Genomic DNA, 23,650 nt, shown 5'->3' with positions numbered 1-23,650 from the left:
AGCAGGCGTAACCTTCGGGAGAAAGAACTAGGGCGACTGTTCAACTTTCTCCGAGGGGGGACCGGGTGGCGTACCTGCTGCTGGCGATGGCGATCTGCTCCGAGGTGGTCGGCACCGTCTCGCTGAAGCTCTCCGAGGGGTTCAGCCGGCCGCTCCCCTCGGTGCTGGTCGTGCTCGGCTACGGCGCCGCGTTCGCCGCGCTCGGGCTGGTGCTCAAGGCCGGGCTGCCGGTCGGCGTGGTGTACGCGATCTGGTCCGGGGCCGGCGTCGCGCTGATCGCGCTCATCGGCGTCGCCTTCCTCGGCGAGAGCATCACCGCGGTGCAGCTCGGCGGACTCGCGCTGATCATCGGCGGTGTGGTGGCGCTGGAGCTGGGCGGCGCGCATTGACCGCCGGGACCGACGGCCGCCGCGCCAAGGGCGAACGCCGCAGGCGCGCGATCCTCGACGCCACCCTCCGCGTCGTCGAGCGCGACGGCATCGCCGGGACCAGCCATCGCGCCATCGCCCGCGAGGCGGGCGTGCCCGCCGCGTCGATCTCCTACTACTTCACCGGGATCGACGAGCTGCTGGTCGCGACGCTGCTGGAGAGCGTCGACCTGCTCGTCGCCGACATCGGGCGGATGCGCGCCCGCACCCCGGCGGACGCGGGCGCGTGGGCGCGGACCATCGCGGAGAACCTCGCGCTGCTCGTCGACGGCAGGCGGGCGCGGACCATCGCCGAGTACGAGCTGTACCTGCTGGCCGCCCGCAGGCCCGCGCTGCGCCCGGCCGCCCGCCGGTGGATCGAGGTCGCCGCGGGGCAGGTGGACCGCGGGCTCGACGTGCCCCCCGAGGTGGTCACCGCCTTCTTCGCCGCGGTGGACGGGCTGCTGATGCAGGCGCTGATCGCCGACGAACCGCCCGGCGCCGCGGACTTCGAGCCGGTGCTGCGCTTCCTGCTCCGGCCGCTGGGCGCCGAGGTCGGCTGACCCGGTCGGGCGACGCACCCGCGATCCTCCGGCCGGGGGCGGCTCGCGGTCGTTACCGTGCGGGCCGAGCTGGAGGTGCGTGGTGCGAACGGGACTCGCGGCCGCGGGTGCGGCCTGCCTGCTGGTGGCCGGGCTGGTCATCGGGTGCGACCGGGCCGAGCGCGACGAGGTCGGCTGGGGCTGGAACGGCGGCGAGGTGCGCTGGGGCGGCGGTCGCGCGGACCGGGGCGAGCGGTCCGAGGTCATCGCGGAGCTGCCCGGCATCAGCTCGGTGCGCCTCGACCGCACCGACGGGGACGTGGTGGTCCGGCACGTGCCGGGCGCGCGCGGCGAGGTGCGCGAACGGGCCCGCGACCGGCCGCCGGACGCGGCGGCGCTGCACCGCGTCGAAGGTGGCGTGCTCGTGCTGCCCGGCTGCCCGGACGACTGCTCGGCGGACTACGAGGTGGACCTGCCCGCCGCGGTCCCGGTCGAGGGCGGCGGCGCCGCGGGAGCCCTGGAGGTCGACGGCATGGCCTCCGCCCGGCTCGAAGCGGGCGCGGGCGAGGTGCGGATCTCCGAGGTCGCCGGGCCGGTGCGGGTGCGCAGCGGCGCGGGCGGCGTCGAGCTGCGCGAGCTCGGCGGCGACGTGGCGGTGTCCACCGGGACCGGCCGGATCGACGGCGAAGGGCTCGCCGGCGCGAACGTCGTGGCCGAGGCGCGCACCGGCTCCATCGACCTGGAGCTCACCGCGCCGCGCAGCGTGCGGGCCGAGACCGGAACGGGCACCGTCGCGGTCGTCGTGCCCGACGGCGCGTACCGGGTGGACGCGGCGGCGGGCCTCGGCTCGCAGGACGTCGAGGTGGCCACCGATCCGGGCTCGCCGCGACGGCTCGACCTGCGGACCGGGACCGGTTCGGTCCGCGTCTCCGCCGCCTGACGGCCGCGCGCCGGGTGCGTGACCCGGATCTCGACGGCTTCCCGGGAACTTCCGCCGCAGCTCAGGCGTTGTCCAGGCAGAAACGTTGAGCGAAGTGCGCTCAACCCGGTTTGACGACCGGAGCGGGCCGGGGGTAAAACTTGAGTCGGCAAGGCTCAACGGACTACCCGGTCCGGGGCGCAAGATCAGGGAAGCAGGAGGAACCATCCATGGCGCGAGCGGTCGGCATCGACCTGGGGACGACCAACTCCGTCGTTTCCGTCCTCGAAGGCGGTGAATCGACGGTCATCGCCAACTCCGAGGGCTCGCGGACGACGCCGTCCATCGTCGCCTTCGCGAAGAACGGCGAGATCCTCACGGGTCAGCCAGCGAAGAACCAGGCGGTCACGAACGTGGACCGCACCATCCGGTCGGTCAAGCGCCACATGGGCACCGACTGGAAGACGGACATCGACGACAAGGCGTACACGCCGCAGGAGATCAGCGCGCGAGTGCTGATGAAGCTCAAGCGCGACGCCGAGGCCTACCTGGGCGACGACGTCACCGACGCGGTGATCACCGTCCCGGCCTACTTCGAGGACGCCCAGCGCCAGGCCACCAAGGAGGCCGGCCAGATCGCGGGCCTCAACGTGCTGCGCATCGTCAACGAGCCGACGGCCGCCGCGCTGGCCTACGGCCTCGACAAGGGCGAGAAGGAGCAGACGATCCTCGTCTTCGACCTCGGTGGCGGCACGTTCGACGTGTCCCTGCTGGAGATCGGCGAGGGCGTCGTCGAGGTCCGCGCCACCAGCGGTGACAACCACCTCGGTGGCGACGACTGGGACGAGCGCATCGTCGACTGGCTGGTCGAGAAGTTCAAGACCTCCAACGGCATCGATCTGACCAAGGACAAGATGGCCTTGCAGCGGATCAAGGAAGCCGCGGAAAAGGCCAAGATCGAGCTGTCCAGCTCCTCCACGGCCAACATCAACCTGCCGTACATCACGGTGGACTCCGAGAAGAACCCGATGTTCCTCGACGAGACCCTGAGCCGTGCGGAGTTCCAGCGCATCACCTCCGACCTGCTGGAGCGCACCCGCAAGCCGTTCGAGGCCGTGGTGCGCGACGCGGGCGTGAAGGTCGCCGACGTCGACCACGTCGTGCTCGTCGGCGGCTCCACCCGGATGCCCGCGGTCACCGAGCTCGTGAAGGAGCTCACCGGTGGTCGCGAGCCGAACAAGGGCGTGAACCCGGACGAGGTCGTCGCCGTCGGCGCCGCCCTGCAGGCCGGTGTGCTGCGCGGTGAGGTCAAGGACGTCCTGCTGCTGGACGTCACCCCGCTGTCCCTGGGCATCGAGACCAAGGGCGGCATCATGACCAAGCTGATCGAGCGCAACACCACGATCCCGACCAAGCGCTCCGAGACCTTCACGACCGCGGATGACAACCAGCCGTCGGTGCAGATCCAGGTCTTCCAGGGCGAGCGCGAGATCGCGGCGCACAACAAGAAGCTCGGCATGTTCGAGCTCACCGGGCTGCCGCCGTCGCCGCGGGGCGTGCCGCAGATCGAGGTCTCCTTCGACATCGACGCCAACGGCATCGTGCACGTCAACGCGAAGGACCTCGGCACCGGCAAGGAGCAGTCGATGACCATCACCGGCGGCTCCGCGCTGCCGAAGGAGGACATCGACCGGATGGTCTCCGACGCCGAGGCGCACGCCGAGGAGGACAAGAACCGCCGCGAGGAGGCGGAGGCCCGCAACCAGGCGGAGACCCTCGTCTACCAGACGGAGAAGGTCCTCACCGACAACGACGAGAAGCTGCCCGAGGAGACCAAGACCAAGGTCAAGTCGGCCGTCGACGAGGTCAAGGAAGCCCTGAAGGGCGAGGACGTCGCCGCCATCAAGGCCGGGGTCGAGAAGCTGGCCACCGAGTCCCAGGCGCTGGGCCAGGCCCTCTACGCCGACGCGGGTGCCGACGCCGCGGCCGGTGCCGCCGGTGCGGCCGGTGACGCGGCGGGTGCGACCGCCGGTGCCGGTGCGACCAGCGGTGGCGCCGAGGACGTGGTGGACGCCGAGATCGTGGACGACGAGGACGAAAAGAAGAAGAAGTGACCACCGAGAGCTCAGGCGACTCCGACCGGCAGCAGTCGCCGCAGGACGAACAGGAGCCGGTGGTGGTCCGGGACCGCAGGCGGATCGATCCGCAGACCGGTGAACCCCGGGCCGCCACCGAGCAGGGGCAGGTGGCGGAGAGCATGTCCGGCACGCTGGACGAGGAACTCGCCAAGGTCGGTGAAGGCGCCGCCGCCGAGGAGGCGCCCGAGGCCGAGGACGGTGCGGACGCCGAGCTGCGCAAGCAGGTCGACGAGCTCACCGAGGACCTCAAGCGGGTCACCGCCGAGTACGCGAACTACCGCAGGCGCACCGAGCGGGACCGCGAATCGGTCGCCAACGCGGCCAAGGCGTCGGTGGCCGGTGACCTGCTCACCGTGCTCGACGACCTGGAGCGGGCCGATTCGCACGGTGACCTCACCGGCGCGTTCAAGGCGGTGGCCGACAAGCTCGTCGGTTCGCTGAACAACGCGGGCCTGGTGGCCTTCGGCGCCGAGGGCGACGAGTTCGACCCGTCGGTGCACGAGGCCGTGCAGCACACGACCTCCTCGGAGGTGTCCGGACCGACCGTCACGACCGTCATGCGGCGTGGCTACCGGTTCGGCGACCGGGTGCTGCGGCCCGCCATGGTCGCCGTCACCGATCACGAGCCGGAAGCGGCGGCACCACCGGAGAGCGGTGCCGAGACCGGCGAGGACACGGCACAGTGAGATCACGACCCCGCTCGGCGGAACGCGGCACGACCGATACGGGAGGCCGCGTCCCGCGTGGCCTCGCCTGGCCATCGCGGCCGGGCGGGGTCGGGTTCGCGCCGACGGCGACGACCATGCCGGCCGAGGCCGGTGCAGTGCGACAGCGAAGCGGAAGGAGGGGCGCCCGGTGAGTGCCAGGGAATGGCTCGACAAGGACTTCTACGGCGAGCTGGGCGTCTCGTCCGACGCGAGCGCTGACGAGATCAAGAAGGCGTACCGGAAGCTGGCGCGGGAGAACCACCCCGACGCCAACCCCGGCAACAGCGCCGCCGAATCCAAGTTCAAAGCGGTCTCCGAGGCCTACGGCGTGCTCTCCGACCCGGAGAAGCGCAAGCAGTACGACGAGGCGCGCCGGCTGTTCGGCAGCGGTTTCGGCGGTGGCCAGGGCGGCTTCGGCGGTTTCGGCGGCGGCGCGGGCACCGGTGGCGCGGGCGGGTTCGACCTGGGCGACCTGTTCGGCGGTGGCGCCGGGCCGCGACCCGGCGGCGGGGGCGCCGGCGGGCTCGGCGACCTGTTCGGCGGGTTGTTCGGCGGCGGTGGCGCCGGTCGCCGCGGCGGTACCGCCGGCGCGAGCAGGCCGCAGCGCGGCTCCGACGTGGAGACCGAGGTCCGCATCGACTTCGCCGAGGCGGTCCGCGGTGCGACCGTGCCGCTGCGGCTGTCCAGCCCGGCCACCTGCCTGACCTGCCACGGGTCCGGCTCGAAGCCGGGAACCCGGGCGCGCACCTGCAGCACCTGCTCCGGTGCGGGCCTGGTGACCCGGAACCAGGGCGCGTTCGCGTTCAGCGAGCCCTGCCCGGACTGCCGCGGCCGCGGGCAGATCATCGACGACCCGTGCCCGGACTGCCGGGGCGAGGGAGTCGCGACCCGCACCCGCACGTTGACCGTGCGGATCCCGTCCGGGGTCAACGACGGGCAGCGGATCCGGCTGGCCGGTCAGGGCGAACCCGGGCGCAACGGCGCGGCGGCGGGTGACCTGTTCGTGGTCGTCCACGTCAACCCGCACCGGGTGTTCGGACGATCCGGTGATGATCTCACCGTCACCTGTCCGGTGACCTTCCCCGAGCTGGCGCTGGGCACTACGTTGACCGTGCCGACGCTCGACGGGAAGGTCTCGCTGAAGGTGCAGCCGGGCACCGCGAGCGGCCGGACGCTGCGGGTGCGCGGCAAGGGCGTCGGCCGGAAGGCGGGTGGCAGCGGTGACCTGCTGGTCACGCTGCAGGTCGCGGTGCCGTCCAAGTTGGACGACGCGGCGGCGGAGGCGCTGCGGTCCTACGCGGAGGCCACGGCGGACCACGATCCGCGTGCGGAGTGGGACGAGCTGCTCGGGAGGTAGTCATGGGTGACGGTCCACGAAGCTCGCGGCTGAACGTCACGATCGGATTCCCGCCGGGGGCCAACGAGGACACGCCGATGTTCGTGATCTCGGTGGCCGCGGAGCTCTCCGGGCTGCACGCCCAGACGCTGCGCAGCTACGACCGGCTCGGGCTGGTCTCGCCGGGGCGCACCCCGGCCGGCGGGCGGCGCTACTCGGCGCGGGACATCGCGCTGCTGCGCGAGGTGCAGCGGCTCTCCCAGGAGGAAGGCGTCAACCTCGCCGGCGTGAAGCGGATCATCGAGCTGGAGAACGAGGTGGACGCCCTGCGCGACAAGGTGCAGGGCCTGCTGGAGGAGCTCACCGCCGCGCACGCCGCGGCCGAGCAGACCGCGGCGCGGGTGCACGCCTCCTACCGCCGGGACCTCGTGCCCGTGCACCAGGAGACCGCCCTGGTCGTCTGGAAACCGGACTCCCGCCGCTGATCGTCCGCCCGGTCCCGCCGCGACGAGCTCGGACGGCGGAACCCCGGCGACCTCTGCGCGACCCGACGCGGGCGCGCGGAGATCAGTCCAAGGAGAACGGGTCGTAGTGGATCTGGTCCAGCGGGACTCCCGTGACCAGCAGCTTCGACACCGTGGCGCGGACCATCGCCGGGGAGCCGCTGATCAGCACTTCCCGCTGCGACCAGTCGTGGCGGGCGACGGCGTCGGCCAGCGATCCCTGCTCGGCGCCGGTCGCGCTCGGGTCCTGCTCCAGGACCGGGACGACGGTGAACCACGGGTTGGTCATCGCCACCCGCTGCAGGTTCGCCAGGTCGTAGAGGTCTTCGCGGGTGCGGCCCCCGTAGTACAGCCGGACCTGCGGGTTCTCGCCGTACTGGGCGAGGTCCTCCACGATGGCGCGCATCGGGGCGAGCCCGGTGCCACCCGCGATCATCAGCACGTCCCGCGGGTTCTCCCGGTCCACGTGCAGCTGGCCCATCGGTGAGCCGATCCGCCACCGGTCGCCGCGCTGGGCGTGGCCGACGAGCGCGCGGCTGACCCAGCCGCCGTCGACGGCGCGGACGTGGAATTCGAGGACGCCGTCCTCGCCGGGCATGTTGGCCGGGCTCAGGTACCGCCACAGCCGCGGCCGCTGCGGGACTTCGACGCTGACGTACTGGCCGGGGTGGTAGGGCACCGGGTGATCGGTCTCGACCCGGATCACCGCGAGTTCGCGGTTGAGGCGGGTGTGGCCGATGACTTCGCCGTCGTACCAGGCGGGCCCGTCGTCCTCGTTCGCCGCGCTGATCATGGCGGTGGCCATCACGGTGTACGCCTCGGCCCAGGCGCGTTCGACCTCCTGGGTCCAGGCGGGCCCGGAGTGCTTCTTGATGGCGGCGAGCAGCGCGGTGCCGACGGCTTCGTAGTGCTGGGAGACGACGCCGAACTTCCGGTGGTCCCTGCCGAGCTGGTGCAGGAACGGCAGCAGGTCGTCGGGCCGGTCGATCATCTGGATGATGTGCACGAGCGCCCGCATCAGCCGGTCGCGGACGGTCTCCATGTTGGCGGAGAACAGTTCGCGGGTGTTCGGCGCGATGCTGAACAGCATGGCGTAGAAGAACCTGGCGACTTCGTCGGAACGAGCGTCGATGCCGGCCCAGCTCTCCCGGATCAGGTGGACCATCTGGCTCGCGCGTTCCGGTGTCGGCCGGTTCGGACGGGGGCCCGGGCTCAGTACGGCGTTCGCTGACATGGTTCGGTCGCGGTCTCCACGAAGTCGGTGGGCATCCGGGTCAGGTGCACACTGCTGCATTGCGTGATGTCCCCCGACGTCGAGGACCATAACGCTTCGTCGTGTCCTCACACTATTGATGCCACGTTTGAGGGCGTTTCGACTACTCAACGTCGAGGAAGTCGGATATGTAGCGGGGAAACCTGCGTCTGATGGTGTGGGTCGTGTCGGTCGCATGTCACTCTGTGCGCGTGCGTCCCGAAACTCAGACCGCCGAGCCCACCAGCGGCGGCCGCGCCGACCACGCGAACCGGCGGCCGACCGCGCCGAGCACCGCGCCCGGCCCCGACACGCCTCGCCGATCGCGCCGGAGCACCGAGGTCGACGAGCGCCCCGCGGCGGAACTGCCCGGCTCCACCGGCGAGCACCTGCTGCAGGAGGCCCACGGCACCGAGAAGCGGGCCCGGCGGTTCTACGACGACCAGGTCCTCGACCACCTCAACACCCGGATGCGCGAGTTCATCGCGCGGATGGAGATGGCGTTCGTGGCGACCGCCGACGGCGGCGGCGAGTGCGACGCCAGCCTCCGCGCGGGTCCGCCCGGCTTCATCGAGGTCCTCGACGACCACCACCTCGCCTACCCCGAGTACCGCGGCAACGGCGTGATGGCCAGCCTCGGCAACATCAGCGAGAACCCGCACCTCGGCATGCTGATGGTCGACTTCACCGAGGACCTGATCGGCCTGCACGTCAACGGCACCGCGGAGATCGTCGAGGACTCCGACCTGCGCGCCCGGCACCCCGAGCTGCCCGTCGAGTTCGACCGCGGTCGCACTCCGGAGCGCTGGGTGGTCGTCGAGGTGGAGGAGGCCTACATCCACTGCCGCAAGCACATCCCGCGCATGGTCCCGATGTTGCGCAAGCGCAGCTGGGGGACCGACGACGCGAAGCGCAAGGGCGGCAGCTACTTCACCGACTGAGCGCCGGCGGAGCGGGCCGCGACCACCCCTGCAGTGGGAGGACACTGGGCGAAAGGGACACTGGTGCCGCGCGGAGCGACGCGCCAGTGCAGGACGGCGGGCGGAGAACACAGCCGTGATCGAGCGGATCGAAACGCCGGCGAACGGCCCGGCCACCGGTGCGGGCGCGCCGGACCGGGAGCGCAGGGGCGCGGCCGAAGCGGTCGAGCGCGAACTCGTCATGATGTTCCGGCGCGCCCGCAACTTCTCGATGACCGTGGCCTCGCAGGTCCACCCGGACCTCGACCCGGCGTCCTACAGCCTGCTGCTGATGGTGGACGACGCGGGTTCGCTGCGCGGCATGGACGTCGCCGACCGGACCGGGCTGGACAAGTCGACGGTCAGCAGGCAGATCGCGACGCTCGTCGAGCTGGACCTGCTGGAGCGGGTGCCGGATCCGGACGACGGCCGGGCGCGCCGCATCCAGCTGTCCGCGTCGGGCCGGTCCCGGCTGGCGCAGGTCCGCAAGCAGCGGCGCAAGCACCTGCACGGCGAGTTCGCGCACTGGAGCACCGAGGACCTGCAGGACCTCTCCCGCCTCCTGGCAAAACTCAACCGCATGTTCTGACTGATCGTCTCTTCGGGCTCGTTTTGCGTGGTGGTCGGGTGGCGGAACCTCAGCTGCTTCCTCGCTGCGGGATCGATTTCACCGGTGGCTCCGCCACAGGAGAAATCGCTGTCCTCGCGAGGAACCAGCTGAGAACCCGCGAGTGGTCCTGCTGCGTGCGTGTTTTCTGCTCAGCGGCTTCGCCGCTGACAGGCAACGGACATGACCTGCCGGGCGGGTTCCCAGGCAGGCAGCCCTCGCGGCTCGGCGTCCGGCTGCGGTATTCCCGGCGGCGGCGTGGGGCGTCCCACTTCTGGATAAGTTGCCTTCTGCAACTAACCTCTTTATAGTTGCGTGCAGCAACTAAAGGAGTGGCTCGTGGGACCGACACCGGAAACGTGCAGCGAACTGCTGCGGCCCCTCCGCGCGTTGATGGGGCTCAAGCAGACCGCGGTGCAGATCCTCAACCAGCAAGCCCGGACCGACCTGCCGTACGCGGCCAGCGGACTCCTCGGCGAGCTCGTGCACTGCGGGGAATCGCGGGCCTCCGAGCTCGCCGCGCACCGCTTCGTCGACGCGTCCGTGGTCAGCAGGCAGGTGTCCCAGCTCGAAAGCGCCGGGCTGATCACCCGCCGCGCCGACCCGCAGGACCGCCGGGTGTCCCTGTTGCGCGCCACCGAGGAAGGCGAGCAGGCGCTGGCCCGCATCGAGCGGCACCGCGCCGAATGGCTCAGCCACGCGCTCAGCGACTGGGACGACTCCCGCGTGCGCGACCTGGCCGAACTGCTCGACACCGCCGCCGCCGACCTCCGCCGCGCCGTGCTCCCCGAGCACCTCGCGGCCCACGAAGGAACCTCGCACCCGGCCCAGCCGCAGGTGCCCGCCGACGACCGACGCCCCGCCGCGTCGTCCCAGGAAGGAACTCGATGACCCGCTCGACCATCGGCGAAGCCCCGTCGACGAGCTCGCCGCCGACCGGCCGGCCCGCTGACGGCGAGTCCGCCGCGCACCGGGACGGCGGCCGCCACCAGGTCGCCGCCGACTCGCCCATGACGCACCGCCAGATCCTGGAAGCGATGTCCGGGCTGATGCTCGCGCTGCTGGTCGCGATCCTCAGCTCGACGATCGTGTCCAACGCCCTGCCGCGCATCCTGTCCGACCTCGGCGGCAGCCAGAGCCAGTACACCTGGGTGGTCACGGCGATGCTGCTGACCTCCACCGCCTCCACCCCGATCTGGGGCAAGCTCTCCGACCTGTTCAGCAAGAAGCTGCTGTACCAGATCGCGATCACCGTGTTCACCCTCGGCTCGGTGCTCGGCGGGTTCGCCCAGACGATGCCGCAGCTCATCGCGTTCCGCGCCGTGCAGGGCATCGGCATGGGCGGGTTGCAGGCCCTGATCCAGGTCGTGATCGCCGCGATGGTCTCGCCGCGGGAACGCGGTCGCTACAGCGGTTACATCGGCGCCACCTTCGCGGTCGCCACGGTCAGCGGGCCGCTCGTCGGCGGACTCATCGTGGACACCTCGTGGCTCGGCTGGCGCTGGTGCTTCTGGGTGACCGTGCCGATCGCGGTGATCGCGTTCATCGTCCTCGGCCGCACGCTGAAGCTGCCGGTCATCAAGCGGCCGGTGCGCATCGACTGGTTCGGCGCGCTGTTCCTCGTCGGCGGCGTGAGCCTGCTGCTGGTGTGGGTCTCGATGGCGGGCAAGCAGTTCGACTGGGCCTCGCCGGAGACCGCCGCCTACGTCGGTGGTGGCGTGGTCGCGCTGATCATCGCGATGATCATCGAATCGCGGTTCCCGGAACCGATCGTGCCGTTGAGCATGTTCCGCAACCCCACGGTGACGCTGGCGACCATCGGCACCGTCGCGGTCGGCACCGCCATGTTCGGCGGGTCGGTGTTCCTCGGGCAGTACTTCCAGATCGCCCGCAGCTTCAGCCCCACGCACGCCGGGTTGATGACGCTGCCGATGGTGCTCGGGCTGTTCCTGTCCTCCACCATCTCCGGGCAGATCATCTCCCGGGGCAGCGGCAAGGTGAAGCCGTTCCTGATCTTCGGTTCGATCGTGCTCGTGGTCGGCATGGGCCTGCTGGCGACCATGGACCACACCACGAACCTCGTGCTGATCGGGTTCTACCTGGCGCTGATGGGCATCGGCGTCGGCTCGCTGATGCAGAACCTGGTGCTGACGGTGCAGAACGTCACCACCGGCAAGAACGTCGGTTCGGTGACCTCGGTCGTCACGTTCTTCCGGACGCTCGGCGGTTCCGCCGGGGTGTCGGTGCTGGGCGCGGTGCTGGCCTCGCGGGTCACCGACTACGTCAACGACGGCCTGGCGCGGATGGGCATCCCGGTCGGCGCGGGCGGAGCGGGCGGCGGTTCGCTGAACGTGGACGCGCTGCCCGGCCCGATGCAGGAGATCGTGCGCTCCGCCTACGGCGACGCGATCGGTGACATCTTCCTGGTCTCCGCCTGCATCTCGGTGATCACGCTGCTGGCGGTGGTGTTCATCAAGGAGGTCCCGCTGCGGCGGACCATCGAATCCCAAGACGAAGTCCGGGCGGAAACTGTGGATAACCAACCGCTTCCTGTGGACAACTCGGTCGGCGCGGAGACGACGCCGCTCACCCGCCAGAGTGGTTCCGCGCAGCTTGCAGGGGGGTCGCACGCGGCGGCACCGCACTTCGGCGAGCCTGTGGACAACTCTGTGGGCAACCACTCCCGTTCCTGGTCAACGACGCAAGCGAGCGCCGGGAGCAACGGGAACGGGCGGCACCTGGCCGGCGATCTCGCCGGAGCCGGCACGAGCGGCGGCGGGCTGTACGTGCAGGGGTCCGCGCAGGACTCCACCGGCAACCCGGTCGCCGGGGTGGTGCTGACCCTCACCGACTCGCTCGGCAGGCAGGTCGAGCGCGCCCGCACCGACGCCGACGGCGGCTACCGGCTCGACGTCCCCCGCGGCGGCACCTACGTGCTGATCGCGGCCGCCGGGACGTACCAGCCGACCGCCTCGATGGTCGTGGTCAGCGACAAGCCGGTCCGCCACGACGTGCGGATGTTCGGGTCCGGCGGGGTCGGCGGCGTCGTGCACTGCGGCGACCGCGAGATCTCCGGGGCCACCGTGGTGCTGACCGACCTGCGCGGCGAGGTCGTCGGCTCCCTGGCGAGCGGGCCGGACGGGAGCTACGCGTTCACCGACCTCGTCGGCGGCTCCTACGCGCTGACCGCCACCGCCGAGGGCTTCCGCCCGGTCGCCACCCCGGTGGCCGTCGCGGACGGCGAGCGGGTCGCGCTGGACGTGGAGCTGGAAGCGGGGGCCGCGCTGACCGGCGTGGTGCGGTCGGCGAACCTGGGGCTGCCGGTCCCGGACGCCCGGGTCACCCTGCTCGACGCCGCCGGTGAGGTCGTCAGCGCCGTCACCACCGACGCCGAGGGCGGCTACGCGTTCACCGACCTGCCCGACGGGGACTACACGGTCATCGCCACCGGCTACCCGCCGGTCGCGGCACCGCTGCGGCTCGCCGGGGCGCGCACCACGCACGACGTCGAATTGGGGCACTGAGCATGACCGCGGTGCGGAGCGGAAGGAGCGGTACGCAGGTGAGCGGAGCCGGATCGGTGACGGCGCAGGTGCGCACCGGGGACGGGTGGCCGGTGCCGGGAGCGGCGTTGACCCTCATCGACGGGGCGGGCGCGCAGGCCGCGCGGGTGCAGACCGCGGAGGACGGCGCCGCCGTCGCCGGCGGGCTCGCACCCGGCACGTACACGGCGATCGTCACCAACCTCGGCTACGAGCCGCTGGCCCGGACCACGCTGGTCCGGGACGGGCAGGAGGCGGCGCTGGGCGTGCTGGAGCTGAGCCGGGCGGGCGGCAACGAGCTGCCCGCGCCGGGGACCTGGGTGATCGATCCGGCGCACTCGTCGATCCGGGTCAGCGCCCGCCACCTCGGCATCACCAGCATCCACGGGCGCTTCACCGAGTTCAGCGGGGAGGTCCGGGTCGGCGACCCGATCGAGTCCACGGGCGTGGCGGTGCGGATCACCGCGGCCAGCGTGGACACCGCCAACGAGCAGCGGGACGCGCACCTGCGCACCGCCGACTTCCTCGACGTGGAGCAGCACCCGGAGATCACGTTCACCGCGACCGGGCTGCGGCCCGCGGGCGGTGAGCGCTGGGAACTCGCCGGTGAGCTGACGCTGTGCGGCGTCACGCGGCCGGTGGTGCTGGACACGCACTACGCGGGCGTCGGGCCGGACCCGTGGGGCGGTTCGCGGGCGTCCGCGTCGGCCACCGCGGAGCTGCGGCGCGAGGACTTCGCGATCACCTTCAACCAGGCGCTACGCACCGGCATCGCCGCGATCGGCACCACCCTGCGGGTGGACATCGACGTGCAGGCGGTGCGACAGGACTGAGCCGGAGACCTCGCGGCGCTCCGGATCCCGGACGGGGCCGGGCCGGAGCGGCCGCGCGGAGGTTCCGCCCGCACGGGGGCGGGCGGAACACGTGAGCAGGGGCGTTCGCCGGGGGCGAGCGCCCCTCTCGCACGTCGGGGGTGGTCAGCCCACCTTCTCCGGCGGTTCGACCGGGGCCACCTCCCCGGTGCGCAGCTTCTCGCGGAAGCTCCGGAGCTCGCGCTTGACCACGGGCAGCAGCAGGTACAGCCCGATGATGTTGAACAGGGCGAGCGCGAACAGCACCGCGTCCGCGAAGTCGAGCACGCTGGTCAGCGTCAGCACCGAGCCGATCACGGTGCACGCGCAGAACAGCACGTTGTAGGCGGTCTCCTTCGCCTTGGACTTGCCGAACAGGAACAGCCACGCCCGCTGCCCGTAGTAGCCCCAGGTGATGATCGTGGAGATGGCGAACAGGGCCACCGCGAGCGTCAGCACGTACGGGAACCACGGCAGCACGGTCGCGAACGCCTCGGAGGTGACGGTGACCCCGTCCGGGGTCTCCCCGCCGCCGAGCACCTGCCGCTGCGCGTCGAGCCAGAACTCGGTGCGGGCGATGACGATGGTCAGCGCCGTCATGGTGCAGATGATCACGGTGTCCACGAACGGTTCGAGCAGCGCGACGAAGCCCTCGCTCACCGGGTGCCGGGTCTTGACCGCGGAGTGCGCGATCGGCGCCGAGCCGAGCCCCGCCTCGTTGGAGAACGCGGCCCGCTGGAACCCGATGATCAGCACGCCGATCGCCCCGCCGAACCCGGCGGCCGGGGTGAACGCGCCGCGCACGATCTCGCCGAGGGCGGCGGGCACCGAGGTGATGTTCACGCCGATCACGATCAGGCAGGCCACCACGTAGATGATCGCCATCGTCGGCACCAGCTTGCTGGTGACGGCGCCGATGGACTTGATGCCGCCGATGATGACGGCGCCGACCAGCGCGGCCAGCACCAGCCCGAAGACGAGCGCGGCGCCGTCCCCGCCCAGCCAGCCCTGCTCGCCGCCGGTGACGTTGCGCAGCTGGGCGAAGGTCTGGTTCGCCTGGAACATGTTGCCCCCGGCGATGCCGAAGAACAGGATCATGATCGCGGCGAGCACGGCCAGCACCTTGCCGAGCCGGGCGCCGAAGCCGCCGGGGAACCGTTCGGCGATGCCCTTGCGCAGGTACTGCATGGGGCCGCCGGAGACGGTGCCGTCCTCGTGGATGTCGCGGTACTTCACGCCGAGGGTGCATTCGACGAACTTGGTGCACATGCCCAGCAGGCCGCACACGATCATCCAGAAGGTCGCGCCGGGGCCGCCGACGGTGACGGCGACCCCGACACCGGCGATGTTGCCGAGGCCGACCGTCGCGGAGACCGCGGAGGAGAGCGCTTGGAAGTGGGTGATCTCGCCGGGGTCGTCCGGGCGGGAGTACTTCCCGCGGACCAGCGCCAGCGACAGGCCCAGCGAGCGGAACTGGATGAAGCCGAACGCGACGGTGAACGTGGCGGCGGCGATCACCAGCCAGGCCACGATCCAGGGGAACGTGACGCCGAACAGCGTGAGTTCGCCGAACACGAGGTTCGAGAACCAGTCGGAGATCGGCTCGAAGACGGTGTTGATGGTGTTCTCGACCGCGGAGAGCGCGCCGTCCCCGGCGGCGAGCACCTCGGTGTGCGGGAGCGGGCTCGCCGGTGGCGGGCCGGATGTGTCGGGCATGGCGGGTAGTGGACCAAGGCGACAATTGGGACTCAATGCTTTTCGGTGACCAGTGGGTGAATTCGCCCCCGTTTTGTGACCCGCGGTGATCGGCAACCCGTCGAACGGGTGAGCGGAACGGGGCGGACGGCCGAAGGGATGCCCAGTCGGCCGCGACGGGTGTATGGTTGAGCGCAACGGACTCAACTTTCATGCGGAGGTTCCGTTTCGCCCGCCGCGCCGGGGCCTCCGCCGGTGTTGCACGGCGGGCGCTCGGCGCGAGCATGGAGGCTCGCGCGCGACGCCCCGGCGAGGTGGAGGAATGGACGCTTTCAACCCGACGACCAAGACCCAACAGGCGATCTCCTCGGCGGCCCAGGCCGCCACGGTGGCGGGCAACCCGGACGTGGGCCCCGCCCGGCTGCTCGGCGCGCTGCTCGCGCAGGGCGACGGCATCGCGGCGCCGCTGCTGACCGCGGTCGAGGCCGACGTCGCGGACGTGCGCCGCGAGGTCGAAGCGCTGATCAACGCGCAGCCCGCGGCCTCCGGCTCCACCGTGTCCGCGCCGCAGCTGTCCCGCGACGCGCTCAAGGCCGTGACCCACGCCCAGCACCTGGCCACCGAGATGGGCGACGACTACGTCTCCACCGAGCACCTGCTGGTCGGTCTCGCGGCCGAAGGCGGCCAGGTCGCCGACCTGCTCCGCAGGCACGGCGCCACCCCCGAGGCGCTCCGCGACGCCTTCGCGAAGGTGCGCGGCTCGGCCCGGGTCTCCAGCCCCGACCCGGAAGGCACCTTCCAGGCCCTGGAGAAGTACGGCCAGGACCTCACCGCGCGCGCCCGCGGCGGTGAGCTCGACCCGGTCATCGGCCGCGACTCGGAGATCCGGCGCGTCGTCCAGGTGCTGTCCCGGCGCACCAAGAACAACCCGGTGCTCATCGGCGAACCCGGCGTCGGCAAGACCGCCATCGTCGAAGGCCTCGCCCAGCGCATCGTCGCCGGTGACGTGCCCGAATCGCTGCGCGGCAAGCGCGTCGTCGCCCTCGACCTCGGCTCGATGATCGCCGGCGCCAAGTACCGCGGCGAGTTCGAGGAGCGGCTCAAGGCCGTGCTCAAGGAGATCACCGACTCCGCGGGCGAGGTCGTCACGTTCATCGACGAGCTGCACACCATCGTCGGCGCCGGTGCCACCGGCGAAGGGGCGATGGACGCGGGCAACATGATCAAGCCGATGCTGGCCCGCGGCGAGCTCCGCATGGTCGGCGCCACCACCCTCGACGAGTACCGCGAGCACATCGAGACCGACGCCGCGCTGGAACGCCGCTTCCAGCAGGTCATGGTCGGCGAACCGAGCCCGCAGGACACCGTCGCGATCCTGCGCGGGCTCAAGGAGCGCTACGAGGTGCACCACGGCGTGCGGATCACCGACGGCGCGCTCGTCGCCGCCGCCACGCTCTCCGACCGGTACATCACCGCGCGGTTCCTGCCGGACAAGGCCATCGACCTCGTGGACGAGGCCGCGTCCCGGCTGCGCATGGAGATCGACTCGCGGCCGGTGGAGATCGACGAGGTGGAACGCGCCGTGCGCCGCCTGGAGATCGAGGAGATGGCGCTGGCCAAGGAGACCGACGTCGCCTCCGTCGAACGGCTCGCCACCCTGCGCGGCGAACTCGCCGACCGCCGCGAACGGCTCTCCGAGCTCACCGCGCGCTGGCAGGGCGAGAAGGAGTCCATCGACAAGGTCCGCGACCTCAAGACGCAGCTCGAACAGCTCCGCGGCGAATCCGACCGCGCCGAACGCGACGGCGACCTCGGCAAGGCCGCCGAACTGCGCTACGGCCGCATCCCCGCCTTGGAGAAGGAGCTCGCCACCGCCACCGAGGCGCAGACCGAGCAGAAGGCCATGCTGCAGGAGGAGGTCACGCCCGACGACGTCGCCGACGTGGTCAGCTCCTGGACCGGCATCCCCGCCGGCCGGCTGCTCGAAGGCGAGACCGCGAAGCTGCTGCGGATGGAGGACGAGCTGGAGACCCGGGTCGTCGGCCAGGCCGAAGCGGTGCGCGCCGTGTCCGACGCGGTGCGCCGCGCCCGCGCGGGCGTCGCCGACCCCGACCGGCCCACCGGATCGTTCCTGTTCCTCGGGCCGACCGGCGTGGGCAAGACCGAGCTGGCGAAGGCGCTCGCCGGGTTCCTGTTCGACGACGAGCGGGCGATGATCCGCATCGACATGAGCGAGTACTCCGAGAAGCACTCGGTGGCCCGCCTCGTCGGCGCCCCGCCCGGCTACGTCGGCTACGACCAGGGCGGCCAGCTCACCGAATCGGTGCGGCGCAGGCCGTACTCGGTGGTGCTGCTGGACGAGGTCGAGAAGGCGCACCCGGACGTGTTCGACGTGCTGCTGCAGGCGCTCGACGACGGCCGGCTCACCGACGGCCAGGGGCGCACGGTGGACTTCCGGAACACCATCCTGGTGCTCACCTCGAACCTCGGTTCGCAGGCCATCGCGGACCCGAACCTGACCGAGCAGCAGCGCGACGAAGCGGTGCTGTCCGTGGTGCGCCAGCAGTTCAAGCCGGAATTCCTCAACCGGCTCGACGACATGGTGGTGTTCCACTCGCTGTCCACCGAGGAGCTGACGTCCATCGTGGACATCCAGGTGGAGCGGCTGGCGGACCGGCTCTCCCAGCGGCGGCTCACCCTCGACGTGCGGCCCGCCGCGCGGGACTGGCTGGCGCTCAACGGGTTCGACCCGGTGTTCGGGGCACGTCCGCTGCGGCGGCTCGTGCAGTCCGCGATCGGCGACCAGCTGGCGAAGCAGCTGCTGTCGGGCGAGGTGCGGGACGGGGACGCGGTCCTGGTGGACGTGGCCGACGACAACTCGGCCTTGACCGTTCGGGCGGAGTGACCGTCTTCTCGGCCTGATCGGGGGGCGGGTGCCGGAACCTCAGCGGTTCCCTCGCTGCGGGACCGATTTCACCGGTGGCTCTAGGGGAAATCGCTGTCCTCGCGAGGGAATCGCTGAGAACCCGCGGAGGGTCCTGCTGCGTGCGTGGTCTCCGCTCAGCGGCTCCGTCGCTGGCAGGGAGGACGACTCGGGTCAGTGGCGGGCGTAGGTGCTGAGCCAGGCCACGGCGGCGAAGAGGGCGGCCACGGCGGCGAAGACGACGGTCGTCGTGGTCAGGCCCGCGTACGTGGTGAGGATGCCGAGCAGCATGCTCGGCACCGTCGCCGACAGGTACGCCACGATGTAGATCATCGAGGAGGTCGCCGCCCGGTTCTCCGGGTCGGCCAGCCCGGTGAGCAGCCGGAACCCGCCCATGAACATCATCCCCCAGCCGGCCCCGACCACCGCCGACCCGGCGAAGAAACCGACGGCGCTCCCGCCGAGCACCGACCCGGCCACCACGGCCAGCCCGGCGATCAGCACCGGTGCCGCGACCCGGACGGCCCGCTGGCCCAGCCACCCGGACAGCAGCAGCTGCGCGACCGCACCCACCCCAGCCACCGCGACGACCGAGAGCCCGCCCACCAGGTACGGCGAGCCGTCGACCAGGCTCTTCGCCACCGAAGGGCCCAGCGACATGAACATGCCGCCGACCGTCCAGGCCGCGAGCATCGTGGTCGCCAGCAGCGCGAACGCCCTGCCGCGCCCCGCGGGCACCCCGGGCCGCTGCGGGCGCAGCGCCACGCGCAGCGGGAGCCTGCTGCCGCGCACCGGCTCCGGCATCAGCCACACCAGCGGTACCGCCACCGCGAACCCGGCGACCAGCAGCAGGTAGGCCAGCACCGTCGGCGCCGGCGCGAACTGCACCAGGGCTCCGGCCAGGCCCGACCCCAGCGCCATCCCGGCCCCGGCGGAGACCCCGTTCAAGGTGGCGCCGCGGCTGGTGCCGGGCGGCTGGAAGTCCAGCAGCGAACCACTGATCGCCCCCGTCGCCGCGCCGGTCGCGATGCCCTGCAGCGCGCGCCCGGCGAACAACCAGCCCACGCCCGGCGCGAACGCCAGCAACAGCACCGCGACGATCTCCAGCCCGAGCGCGGCCAGCAGCACCGGCCGCCGTCCCACCCGGTCCGACAGCGCGCCCACCAGCAGCAGCGCGGCGAGGATGCCGACCATGTAGGCGCTGAACACCTCGGTCAGCACCGTCGCGGAGAAACCCCAGCGCTGCTGGTAGATCGCGTACATCGGGGACGGCGCGGTGGAGGCCATCAGGAACAGGGCCAGCAGCGCGCCGGCGAACCAGAAGGCGCCGCGCCGGGTCATCTCCGGCCGGGCGGTGCCCGCGCGCAGCGGGCGGTCGAGTGCGAGCTCCGGGGTGGTCATGGCTCTCCTCGTGCGGAACGGACGATTCCGCTCCGCAGCAACCCGGGACCGGACCGGAACATTCCGCTGCCGCGTATCCTGTGGTCATGACCACAGCGCAGCGCTCCGCCGGCTACGCAGAGCGCGTCATCGCCGCGGCTCGCGAAGTGTTCGCCGAGCAGGGCTTCGACGCGCCCATCGCGGACGTCGCGCACCGCGCCGGAGTCGGCGTCGCCAGCATCTACCGCCGCTGGCCCAGCAAGACCGACCTCGCCGAGCAGGTGCGGATCAGCTGCCTGCGCCGCATCGTCGCCGAAGCCGACGCGGCCCGCGCCGGAGAACCCGACCCGTGGCGGGCGTTCACCGGCTTCCTGCGCCGCTGCCTCGCCGAAGGCAGCGGGGTCGGCACCGTGCTGCCCCCGGACGAGCCGGGCGTCGCGCACAGCGCCGACTACCTCGCCGCCCGCCGCGACATGGCCGCATCCGTGGACGAGGTGGTGCGGGCCGCGCACGACGCGGGCGAGCTGCGCTCCGACTTCACCGCCGCCGACGTGGTGCTGCTGTTCAAGCACCTCAACCCGGCGCTGCCGGTCGCTGAACCGCGCCGCGCCGAGCTGCGCGCCCGCTACCTCGCCGCCGTCGTCGAAGGGCTCCGCGCCGGGGACCGGGACCCGTTGCCGGGCGCGGCACCCGACTGGCCCGAGGTCCACGCCATGCGCCGCGCCGACCCGGCCTGAGCGGATTCCGGCCGATGTTCACCCGTTCGACCGCTCCAGAAGTCGATCAGACGGGCCGATGGAAGAAGCAACGAGGACGGGCGCGGGCCACCGCACCCGTCCTTCTTCGCGTCCGGCCCCGGGACGACCGGGTGATCACCCCATCGCCGACCGGGCCGGGCGAAACGGACGCTCCGAACCCGGCCGCCTTCGCAGCGCGCACCCGCCGCGGACCATCCGTGCAGCGCAGCTCGCACGGATGGCGCAATTCCGGGACGGGGACCCCGGCGATCTTCGCGGAGGATGCGGACGGGACTACCCTGCGCGGTGTGGGTATCCCTGCCTGGGTCTGGTTCCTCGTCGCCGTCCTCGCGATCGCCGCGGGCATCGCGCTGCTGATCGCCGACCGCACACGACGCGCCCCGAACAACCGGGAGCGGCGGCGGTGGGCGGCGCTGCGCGGCTGGCAGTTCGCGGAGGTCGACCAAGTGCTGCCGACGCGCTGGGAGCGCGGCGCCCTCGCGCAGCACGCCGGCGGCACCGCCACCGACGTCGTCGCGGGCTCCACGTTCACCGCCGACGGACGGCGCCAGGTCTACGTCCTCGACCTCACCACCAACGGCAAGGTCGCCACCGTGCTCGCCGGGGTCCGCTGCCGCCGCAGCGTCGGCACCACCCTGGAGCTGTGGCAGCCGGACGTGCCGGTGCCGCAGGACTCCGGGCTGGACCTGCTCGGCCCGGTCGGGTCCCGCTACGCCTTCGTCACCGAGGTCGCCGCGGCCCGCCCGCTCGTCACCCCGTCGCTCGTCGATGCGGCCGAGGAGGTCGGGCCCGACGTGACCGTGGTGTGGCTGGAGCGGGACTGGGTGCTCGCCGCGATCGAACCCGACAGCGCCGACCCGGCCCGCCTGGAACGCCTGCTGCGGGCACTCGGCGAACTCGCCGACATCATCGACCCGTTCGAGACCGACCCGAACGAGCCCGAGCCCGCCGCCGAGGAACCGACCCGGCAGCTCAAGGGCGCCACCGGGGCCGCCTCCCCGGCGGACACCAACGACACCGTCCGCGTGGATCGGGCCGAGCACTCCGAGAACCAGGCCTGACCGGTTCCGGTCGGCGAGGCGATACGGTGCGCACCATGCCTACCGCACTCGTCACCGGCCCGACCTCCGGAATCGGCAACGCCTTCGCCCGCAGGCTGGCCGCCGAGGGGCACGACCTGGTGCTCGTCGCCCGCGACGCCGCGCGGCTGGAAGCGCTCGCCGCGGCGCTGCGCGACCGGCACGGGGTCACCGTCGAAGTGCTCGTCGCCGACCTCGCCGACGACGCCCAGCTCGCCGAGGTGGAGCGGCGCGTCGCGGACGAGCGGCGGCCGGTGGACCTGCTGGTCAACAACGCCGGGTTCGGCACCGGCGGCGCCTTCTGGGACACCGAGGCGGCGACGCTGCGCAAGCAGCTCGACCTCAACGTGGCGGCCGTCCTGCGGTTGACCCACGCCGCGGTGCCCGGCATGCGGGCCCGCGGTGGCGGCGACGTGATCAACCTGTCCAGCGTGGCCGGGTTCTTCTCGGTGGCCGGATCGACCTACGCGGCCACCAAGTCGTGGGTGACGACGTTCTCCGAGGGGCTCGCCTCCGCGCTGACCGGCACCGGCGTGCGGGTGATGGCGCTGTGCCCCGGGTTCACCCGCACCGAGTTCCACCAGCGCGCCGGGCTGTCCATGAGCCGGTTGCCGAAGGCGTTCTGGCTGCGGGCCGACGACGTGGTGCACGAAGGCCTCACCGACCTGCGCCGCGGCCGCTCGGTGTCCATCCCCAGCCCGCAGTACAAGGCCCTGGTCACCGTCGGGCGGCTCATCCCGCACCGGGTGCAGCGCGCCGTCGTCCACCGCACCGTTCCCGGCCGCACCTGATCCGGCGCGGTGGGGCGGCAGTAGGATCGGGGCTCGTGACTCAGGTCGACCAGCAACAACGCGCCGAACTCGCCCGGCTCGTCACCGAGATCGCCGTCGTGCACGGCAAGGTGACGCTGTCCTCCGGGAAGGAGGCCGACTACTACGTCGACCTGCGCCGGGCGACGTTGCACCACGCCGCCGCCCCCCTCATCGGCACCCTGCTGCGGCAGCTCACCGCGGACTGGGAGCACGACGCCGTCGGCGGGCTGACCCTGGGCGCCGACCCGGTCGCGACCGCCATGATGCACGCGTCCGGCCGCCCGCTGGACTCCTTCGTGGTGCGCAAGAACGCCAAGTCCCACGGCATGCAGCGCCGCATCGAAGGGCCCGACGTGGCGGGCCGCAAGGTGCTCGCGGTGGAGGACACCTCCACCACCGGCGGCAGCGTGCTCACCGCGGTGGAGGTGCTGCGGGAGGAGGGCGCCGACATCGTCGGCGTGGTGACCGTGGTGGACCGGGGCACCGGAGCCAAGGAGGCCATCGAGGCCGCCGGGCTGACCTACCGCTCGCTGCTGGACCTGTCCGACCTCGGGTTGAGCTGATCCCGTGGGTGCGATCGTCCCGCTCGCGTTCCTGCTGATCGTCCTGGTCCTGGCGGGCGGTGTCGCGGTGGCCGTGCTCGGCCGCAAGCGCTCCGTCCGGAACTACCAGCGGCTGCTGCGCGCGGGCGCGGACTGGCGGCAGGTGCCCGCGGACGACCTGTGGAAGCGGGTGCGGGCGTTGCGCGAGTTCGCGAGCTCCCGCGGGCTGCAGGACCACTTCCACCTGGCCGGCCGGCACCGCGGACTGCCCTTCGAGGCTGTGCAGCTGCGGCGCCCGCCGGGCTTCGGACAGCGGGTGTTCACCTTCGGGGTGGCGGTGGCGCTGCCCCGTCCGGTGCCCGGTCCGGAGCTGCGGCTGGCCCGGTCCGGCGCGTTCGGCGCGCTCGGCCAGGACCTGCGGGTCGAGCTGGGCGACGCGGAGTTCGACCGCACCTACCTGCTGACCTCGACGGACGCCGAGTTCGCCCGCCGCGCGCTGCCGGCCGCGACGGCTCGTTCGCTGCTCGCCGACGAGCGGACCGCCGGCGTGGTGCTGGAGTTCGCCCCGGAGCACCTGGTCGCGTTCCGCGCCGGGGCCGCGACCCCGGAGTCGGTGCTGCCGATGCTGGACCTGCTGGTCGACCTGCACGGCGCCGTGCCGTGGGAGGGGCCGGCCGGACGATGAACCAGGACGTGGG

21 protein-coding genes are annotated in these 23,650 nt (G+C 72.1%); 18 read left to right on the top strand and 3 right to left on the bottom strand.

Annotated features, from left to right (window positions below; genetic code table 11):
- The first annotated feature begins 65 nt into the window (after positions 1-65).
- The 7 genes from H1226_RS27345 (at position 66) to H1226_RS27315 (ending at position 6,534) form a co-directional block, all read left to right on the top strand.
- Positions 66-389 carry a DMT family transporter gene (locus H1226_RS27345; protein ID WP_224960064.1) on the top strand — a complete coding sequence of 108 codons (324 nt, stop codon included), beginning with the start codon at positions 66-68 and terminating at the stop codon, positions 387-389.
- Entirely contained in the window at positions 386-970 is a 585-nt protein-coding gene (locus H1226_RS27340) for a TetR/AcrR family transcriptional regulator (RefSeq protein WP_224960063.1), read from the top strand. Before H1226_RS27345 ends, H1226_RS27340 begins: the two co-directional genes overlap by 4 nt.
- A gap of 82 nt (positions 971-1,052) precedes the next feature.
- Positions 1,053-1,889 (top strand): DUF4097 family beta strand repeat-containing protein, encoded by an 837-nt coding sequence (locus H1226_RS27335; RefSeq protein WP_258344242.1) that lies wholly within the window; start codon positions 1,053-1,055, stop codon positions 1,887-1,889.
- Between the two features lie 209 nt (positions 1,890-2,098).
- Positions 2,099-3,982 (top strand): molecular chaperone DnaK, encoded by a 1,884-nt coding sequence (gene dnaK / locus H1226_RS27330; RefSeq protein ID WP_224960060.1) that lies wholly within the window; start codon positions 2,099-2,101, stop codon positions 3,980-3,982.
- On the top strand, positions 3,979-4,692 hold the full coding sequence (gene grpE / locus H1226_RS27325; protein ID WP_258344233.1) for a nucleotide exchange factor GrpE: 714 nt from the start codon (positions 3,979-3,981) through the stop codon (positions 4,690-4,692). Before dnaK ends, grpE begins: the two co-directional genes overlap by 4 nt.
- Before the next feature lie 169 nt (positions 4,693-4,861).
- On the top strand, positions 4,862-6,070 hold the full coding sequence (dnaJ, locus tag H1226_RS27320; protein ID WP_258344231.1) for a molecular chaperone DnaJ: 1,209 nt from the start codon (positions 4,862-4,864) through the stop codon (positions 6,068-6,070).
- A 2-nt stretch (positions 6,071-6,072) separates the two neighbouring features.
- Positions 6,073-6,534 (top strand): heat shock protein transcriptional repressor HspR, encoded by a 462-nt coding sequence (locus H1226_RS27315; protein ID WP_304612897.1) that lies wholly within the window; start codon positions 6,073-6,075, stop codon positions 6,532-6,534.
- A gap of 82 nt (positions 6,535-6,616) precedes the next feature.
- On the opposite strand, the gene H1226_RS27310 is transcribed toward H1226_RS27315, so the two are convergent.
- On the bottom strand, positions 6,617-7,717 hold the full coding sequence (locus H1226_RS27310; RefSeq protein WP_224960057.1) for a globin domain-containing protein: 1,101 nt from the start codon (positions 7,715-7,717) through the stop codon (positions 6,617-6,619).
- A 299-nt stretch (positions 7,718-8,016) separates the two neighbouring features.
- Between H1226_RS27310 and H1226_RS27305 the strand changes: the two genes are divergently transcribed.
- The 5 genes from H1226_RS27305 (at position 8,017) to H1226_RS27285 (ending at position 13,745) form a co-directional block, all read left to right on the top strand.
- Positions 8,017-8,745 (top strand): pyridoxamine 5'-phosphate oxidase family protein, encoded by a 729-nt coding sequence (locus tag H1226_RS27305; protein WP_224960056.1) that lies wholly within the window; start codon positions 8,017-8,019, stop codon positions 8,743-8,745.
- A 115-nt stretch (positions 8,746-8,860) separates the two neighbouring features.
- Complete coding sequence (locus H1226_RS27300; protein WP_224960055.1) at positions 8,861-9,352, top strand: MarR family winged helix-turn-helix transcriptional regulator; 492 nt, start codon at positions 8,861-8,863, stop codon at positions 9,350-9,352.
- 357 nt (positions 9,353-9,709) lie between these two features.
- Positions 9,710-10,261 carry a MarR family winged helix-turn-helix transcriptional regulator gene (locus H1226_RS27295; RefSeq protein ID WP_224960053.1) on the top strand — a complete coding sequence of 184 codons (552 nt, stop codon included), beginning with the start codon at positions 9,710-9,712 and terminating at the stop codon, positions 10,259-10,261.
- Positions 10,262-10,380: 119 nt separating this feature from the next.
- Entirely contained in the window at positions 10,381-12,894 is a 2,514-nt protein-coding gene (locus H1226_RS27290; RefSeq protein ID WP_258349513.1) for an MFS transporter, read from the top strand.
- A 38-nt stretch (positions 12,895-12,932) separates the two neighbouring features.
- Positions 12,933-13,745, top strand: coding sequence for a YceI family protein (locus tag H1226_RS27285; RefSeq protein ID WP_258344226.1), 813 nt, complete (start codon positions 12,933-12,935; stop codon positions 13,743-13,745).
- Positions 13,746-13,889: 144 nt separating this feature from the next.
- Here H1226_RS27285 and H1226_RS27280 read toward each other — a convergent pair whose 3' ends face one another.
- Positions 13,890-15,479, bottom strand: a complete 1,590-nt coding sequence (locus H1226_RS27280; RefSeq protein ID WP_258344220.1) for an alanine/glycine:cation symporter family protein — start codon at positions 15,477-15,479, stop codon at positions 13,890-13,892.
- 301 nt (positions 15,480-15,780) lie between these two features.
- Here H1226_RS27280 and clpB point away from each other — a divergent pair, with 301 nt between their 5' ends.
- Positions 15,781-18,363, top strand: coding sequence for an ATP-dependent chaperone ClpB (clpB, locus tag H1226_RS27275; protein ID WP_258344218.1), 2,583 nt, complete (start codon positions 15,781-15,783; stop codon positions 18,361-18,363).
- Between the two features lie 192 nt (positions 18,364-18,555).
- On the opposite strand, the gene H1226_RS27270 is transcribed toward clpB, so the two are convergent.
- Positions 18,556-19,782, bottom strand: a complete 1,227-nt coding sequence (locus tag H1226_RS27270; protein WP_258344216.1) for an MFS transporter — start codon at positions 19,780-19,782, stop codon at positions 18,556-18,558.
- Positions 19,783-19,868: 86 nt separating this feature from the next.
- Between H1226_RS27270 and H1226_RS27265 the strand changes: the two genes are divergently transcribed.
- The 5 genes from H1226_RS27265 (at position 19,869) to H1226_RS27245 (ending at position 23,637) form a co-directional block, all read left to right on the top strand.
- The gene (locus tag H1226_RS27265) at positions 19,869-20,498 is read left to right on the top strand and encodes a TetR/AcrR family transcriptional regulator (protein WP_224961101.1); all 630 of its coding nucleotides are present in this window, start codon (positions 19,869-19,871) and stop codon (positions 20,496-20,498) included.
- Positions 20,499-20,806: 308 nt separating this feature from the next.
- Positions 20,807-21,580: a type III secretion system chaperone family protein gene (locus H1226_RS27260; RefSeq protein ID WP_258344213.1), complete on the top strand. Its 774-nt coding sequence runs from the start codon at positions 20,807-20,809 to the stop codon at positions 21,578-21,580.
- A 35-nt stretch (positions 21,581-21,615) separates the two neighbouring features.
- Positions 21,616-22,389, top strand: coding sequence for an SDR family NAD(P)-dependent oxidoreductase (locus H1226_RS27255; protein WP_258344211.1), 774 nt, complete (start codon positions 21,616-21,618; stop codon positions 22,387-22,389).
- A 35-nt stretch (positions 22,390-22,424) separates the two neighbouring features.
- A complete protein-coding gene (gene pyrE / locus H1226_RS27250) occupies positions 22,425-22,973 on the top strand; it encodes an orotate phosphoribosyltransferase (RefSeq protein WP_258344202.1) in 549 nt (182 codons plus the stop codon).
- A 4-nt stretch (positions 22,974-22,977) separates the two neighbouring features.
- Positions 22,978-23,637 (top strand): hypothetical protein, encoded by a 660-nt coding sequence (locus H1226_RS27245; RefSeq protein ID WP_258344199.1) that lies wholly within the window; start codon positions 22,978-22,980, stop codon positions 23,635-23,637.
- Positions 23,638-23,650 lie beyond the last annotated feature (13 nt).

Origin of the sequence: Saccharopolyspora gregorii (assembly GCF_024734405.1) — a bacterium.
Taxonomy (GTDB): Bacteria; Actinomycetota; Actinomycetes; order Mycobacteriales; family Pseudonocardiaceae; genus Saccharopolyspora_C; species Saccharopolyspora_C gregorii.
This window is presented reverse-complemented; position numbering and strand designations above follow the sequence as displayed.

Excerpts from the sequence above, each read along its gene's own strand:
- H1226_RS27280 (WP_258344220.1), bottom strand. The coding sequence starts at position 15,479 with ATGCCCGACACATCCGGCCCGCCACCGGCGAGCCCGCTCCCGCACACC.
- dnaK (WP_224960060.1), top strand. The coding sequence starts at position 2,099 with ATGGCGCGAGCGGTCGGCATCGACCTGGGGACGACCAACTCCGTCGTT.
- clpB (WP_258344218.1), top strand. The coding sequence starts at position 15,781 with ATGGACGCTTTCAACCCGACGACCAAGACCCAACAGGCGATCTCCTCG.
- H1226_RS27290 (WP_258349513.1), top strand. The coding sequence starts at position 10,381 with ATGACGCACCGCCAGATCCTGGAAGCGATGTCCGGGCTGATGCTCGCG.
- H1226_RS27315 (WP_304612897.1), top strand. The coding sequence starts at position 6,073 with ATGGGTGACGGTCCACGAAGCTCGCGGCTGAACGTCACGATCGGATTC.
- H1226_RS27255 (WP_258344211.1), top strand. The coding sequence starts at position 21,616 with ATGCCTACCGCACTCGTCACCGGCCCGACCTCCGGAATCGGCAACGCC.
- H1226_RS27265 (WP_224961101.1), top strand. The coding sequence starts at position 19,869 with ATGACCACAGCGCAGCGCTCCGCCGGCTACGCAGAGCGCGTCATCGCC.
- H1226_RS27270 (WP_258344216.1), bottom strand. The coding sequence starts at position 19,782 with ATGACCACCCCGGAGCTCGCACTCGACCGCCCGCTGCGCGCGGGCACC.
- H1226_RS27310 (WP_224960057.1), bottom strand. The coding sequence starts at position 7,717 with ATGGTCCACCTGATCCGGGAGAGCTGGGCCGGCATCGACGCTCGTTCC.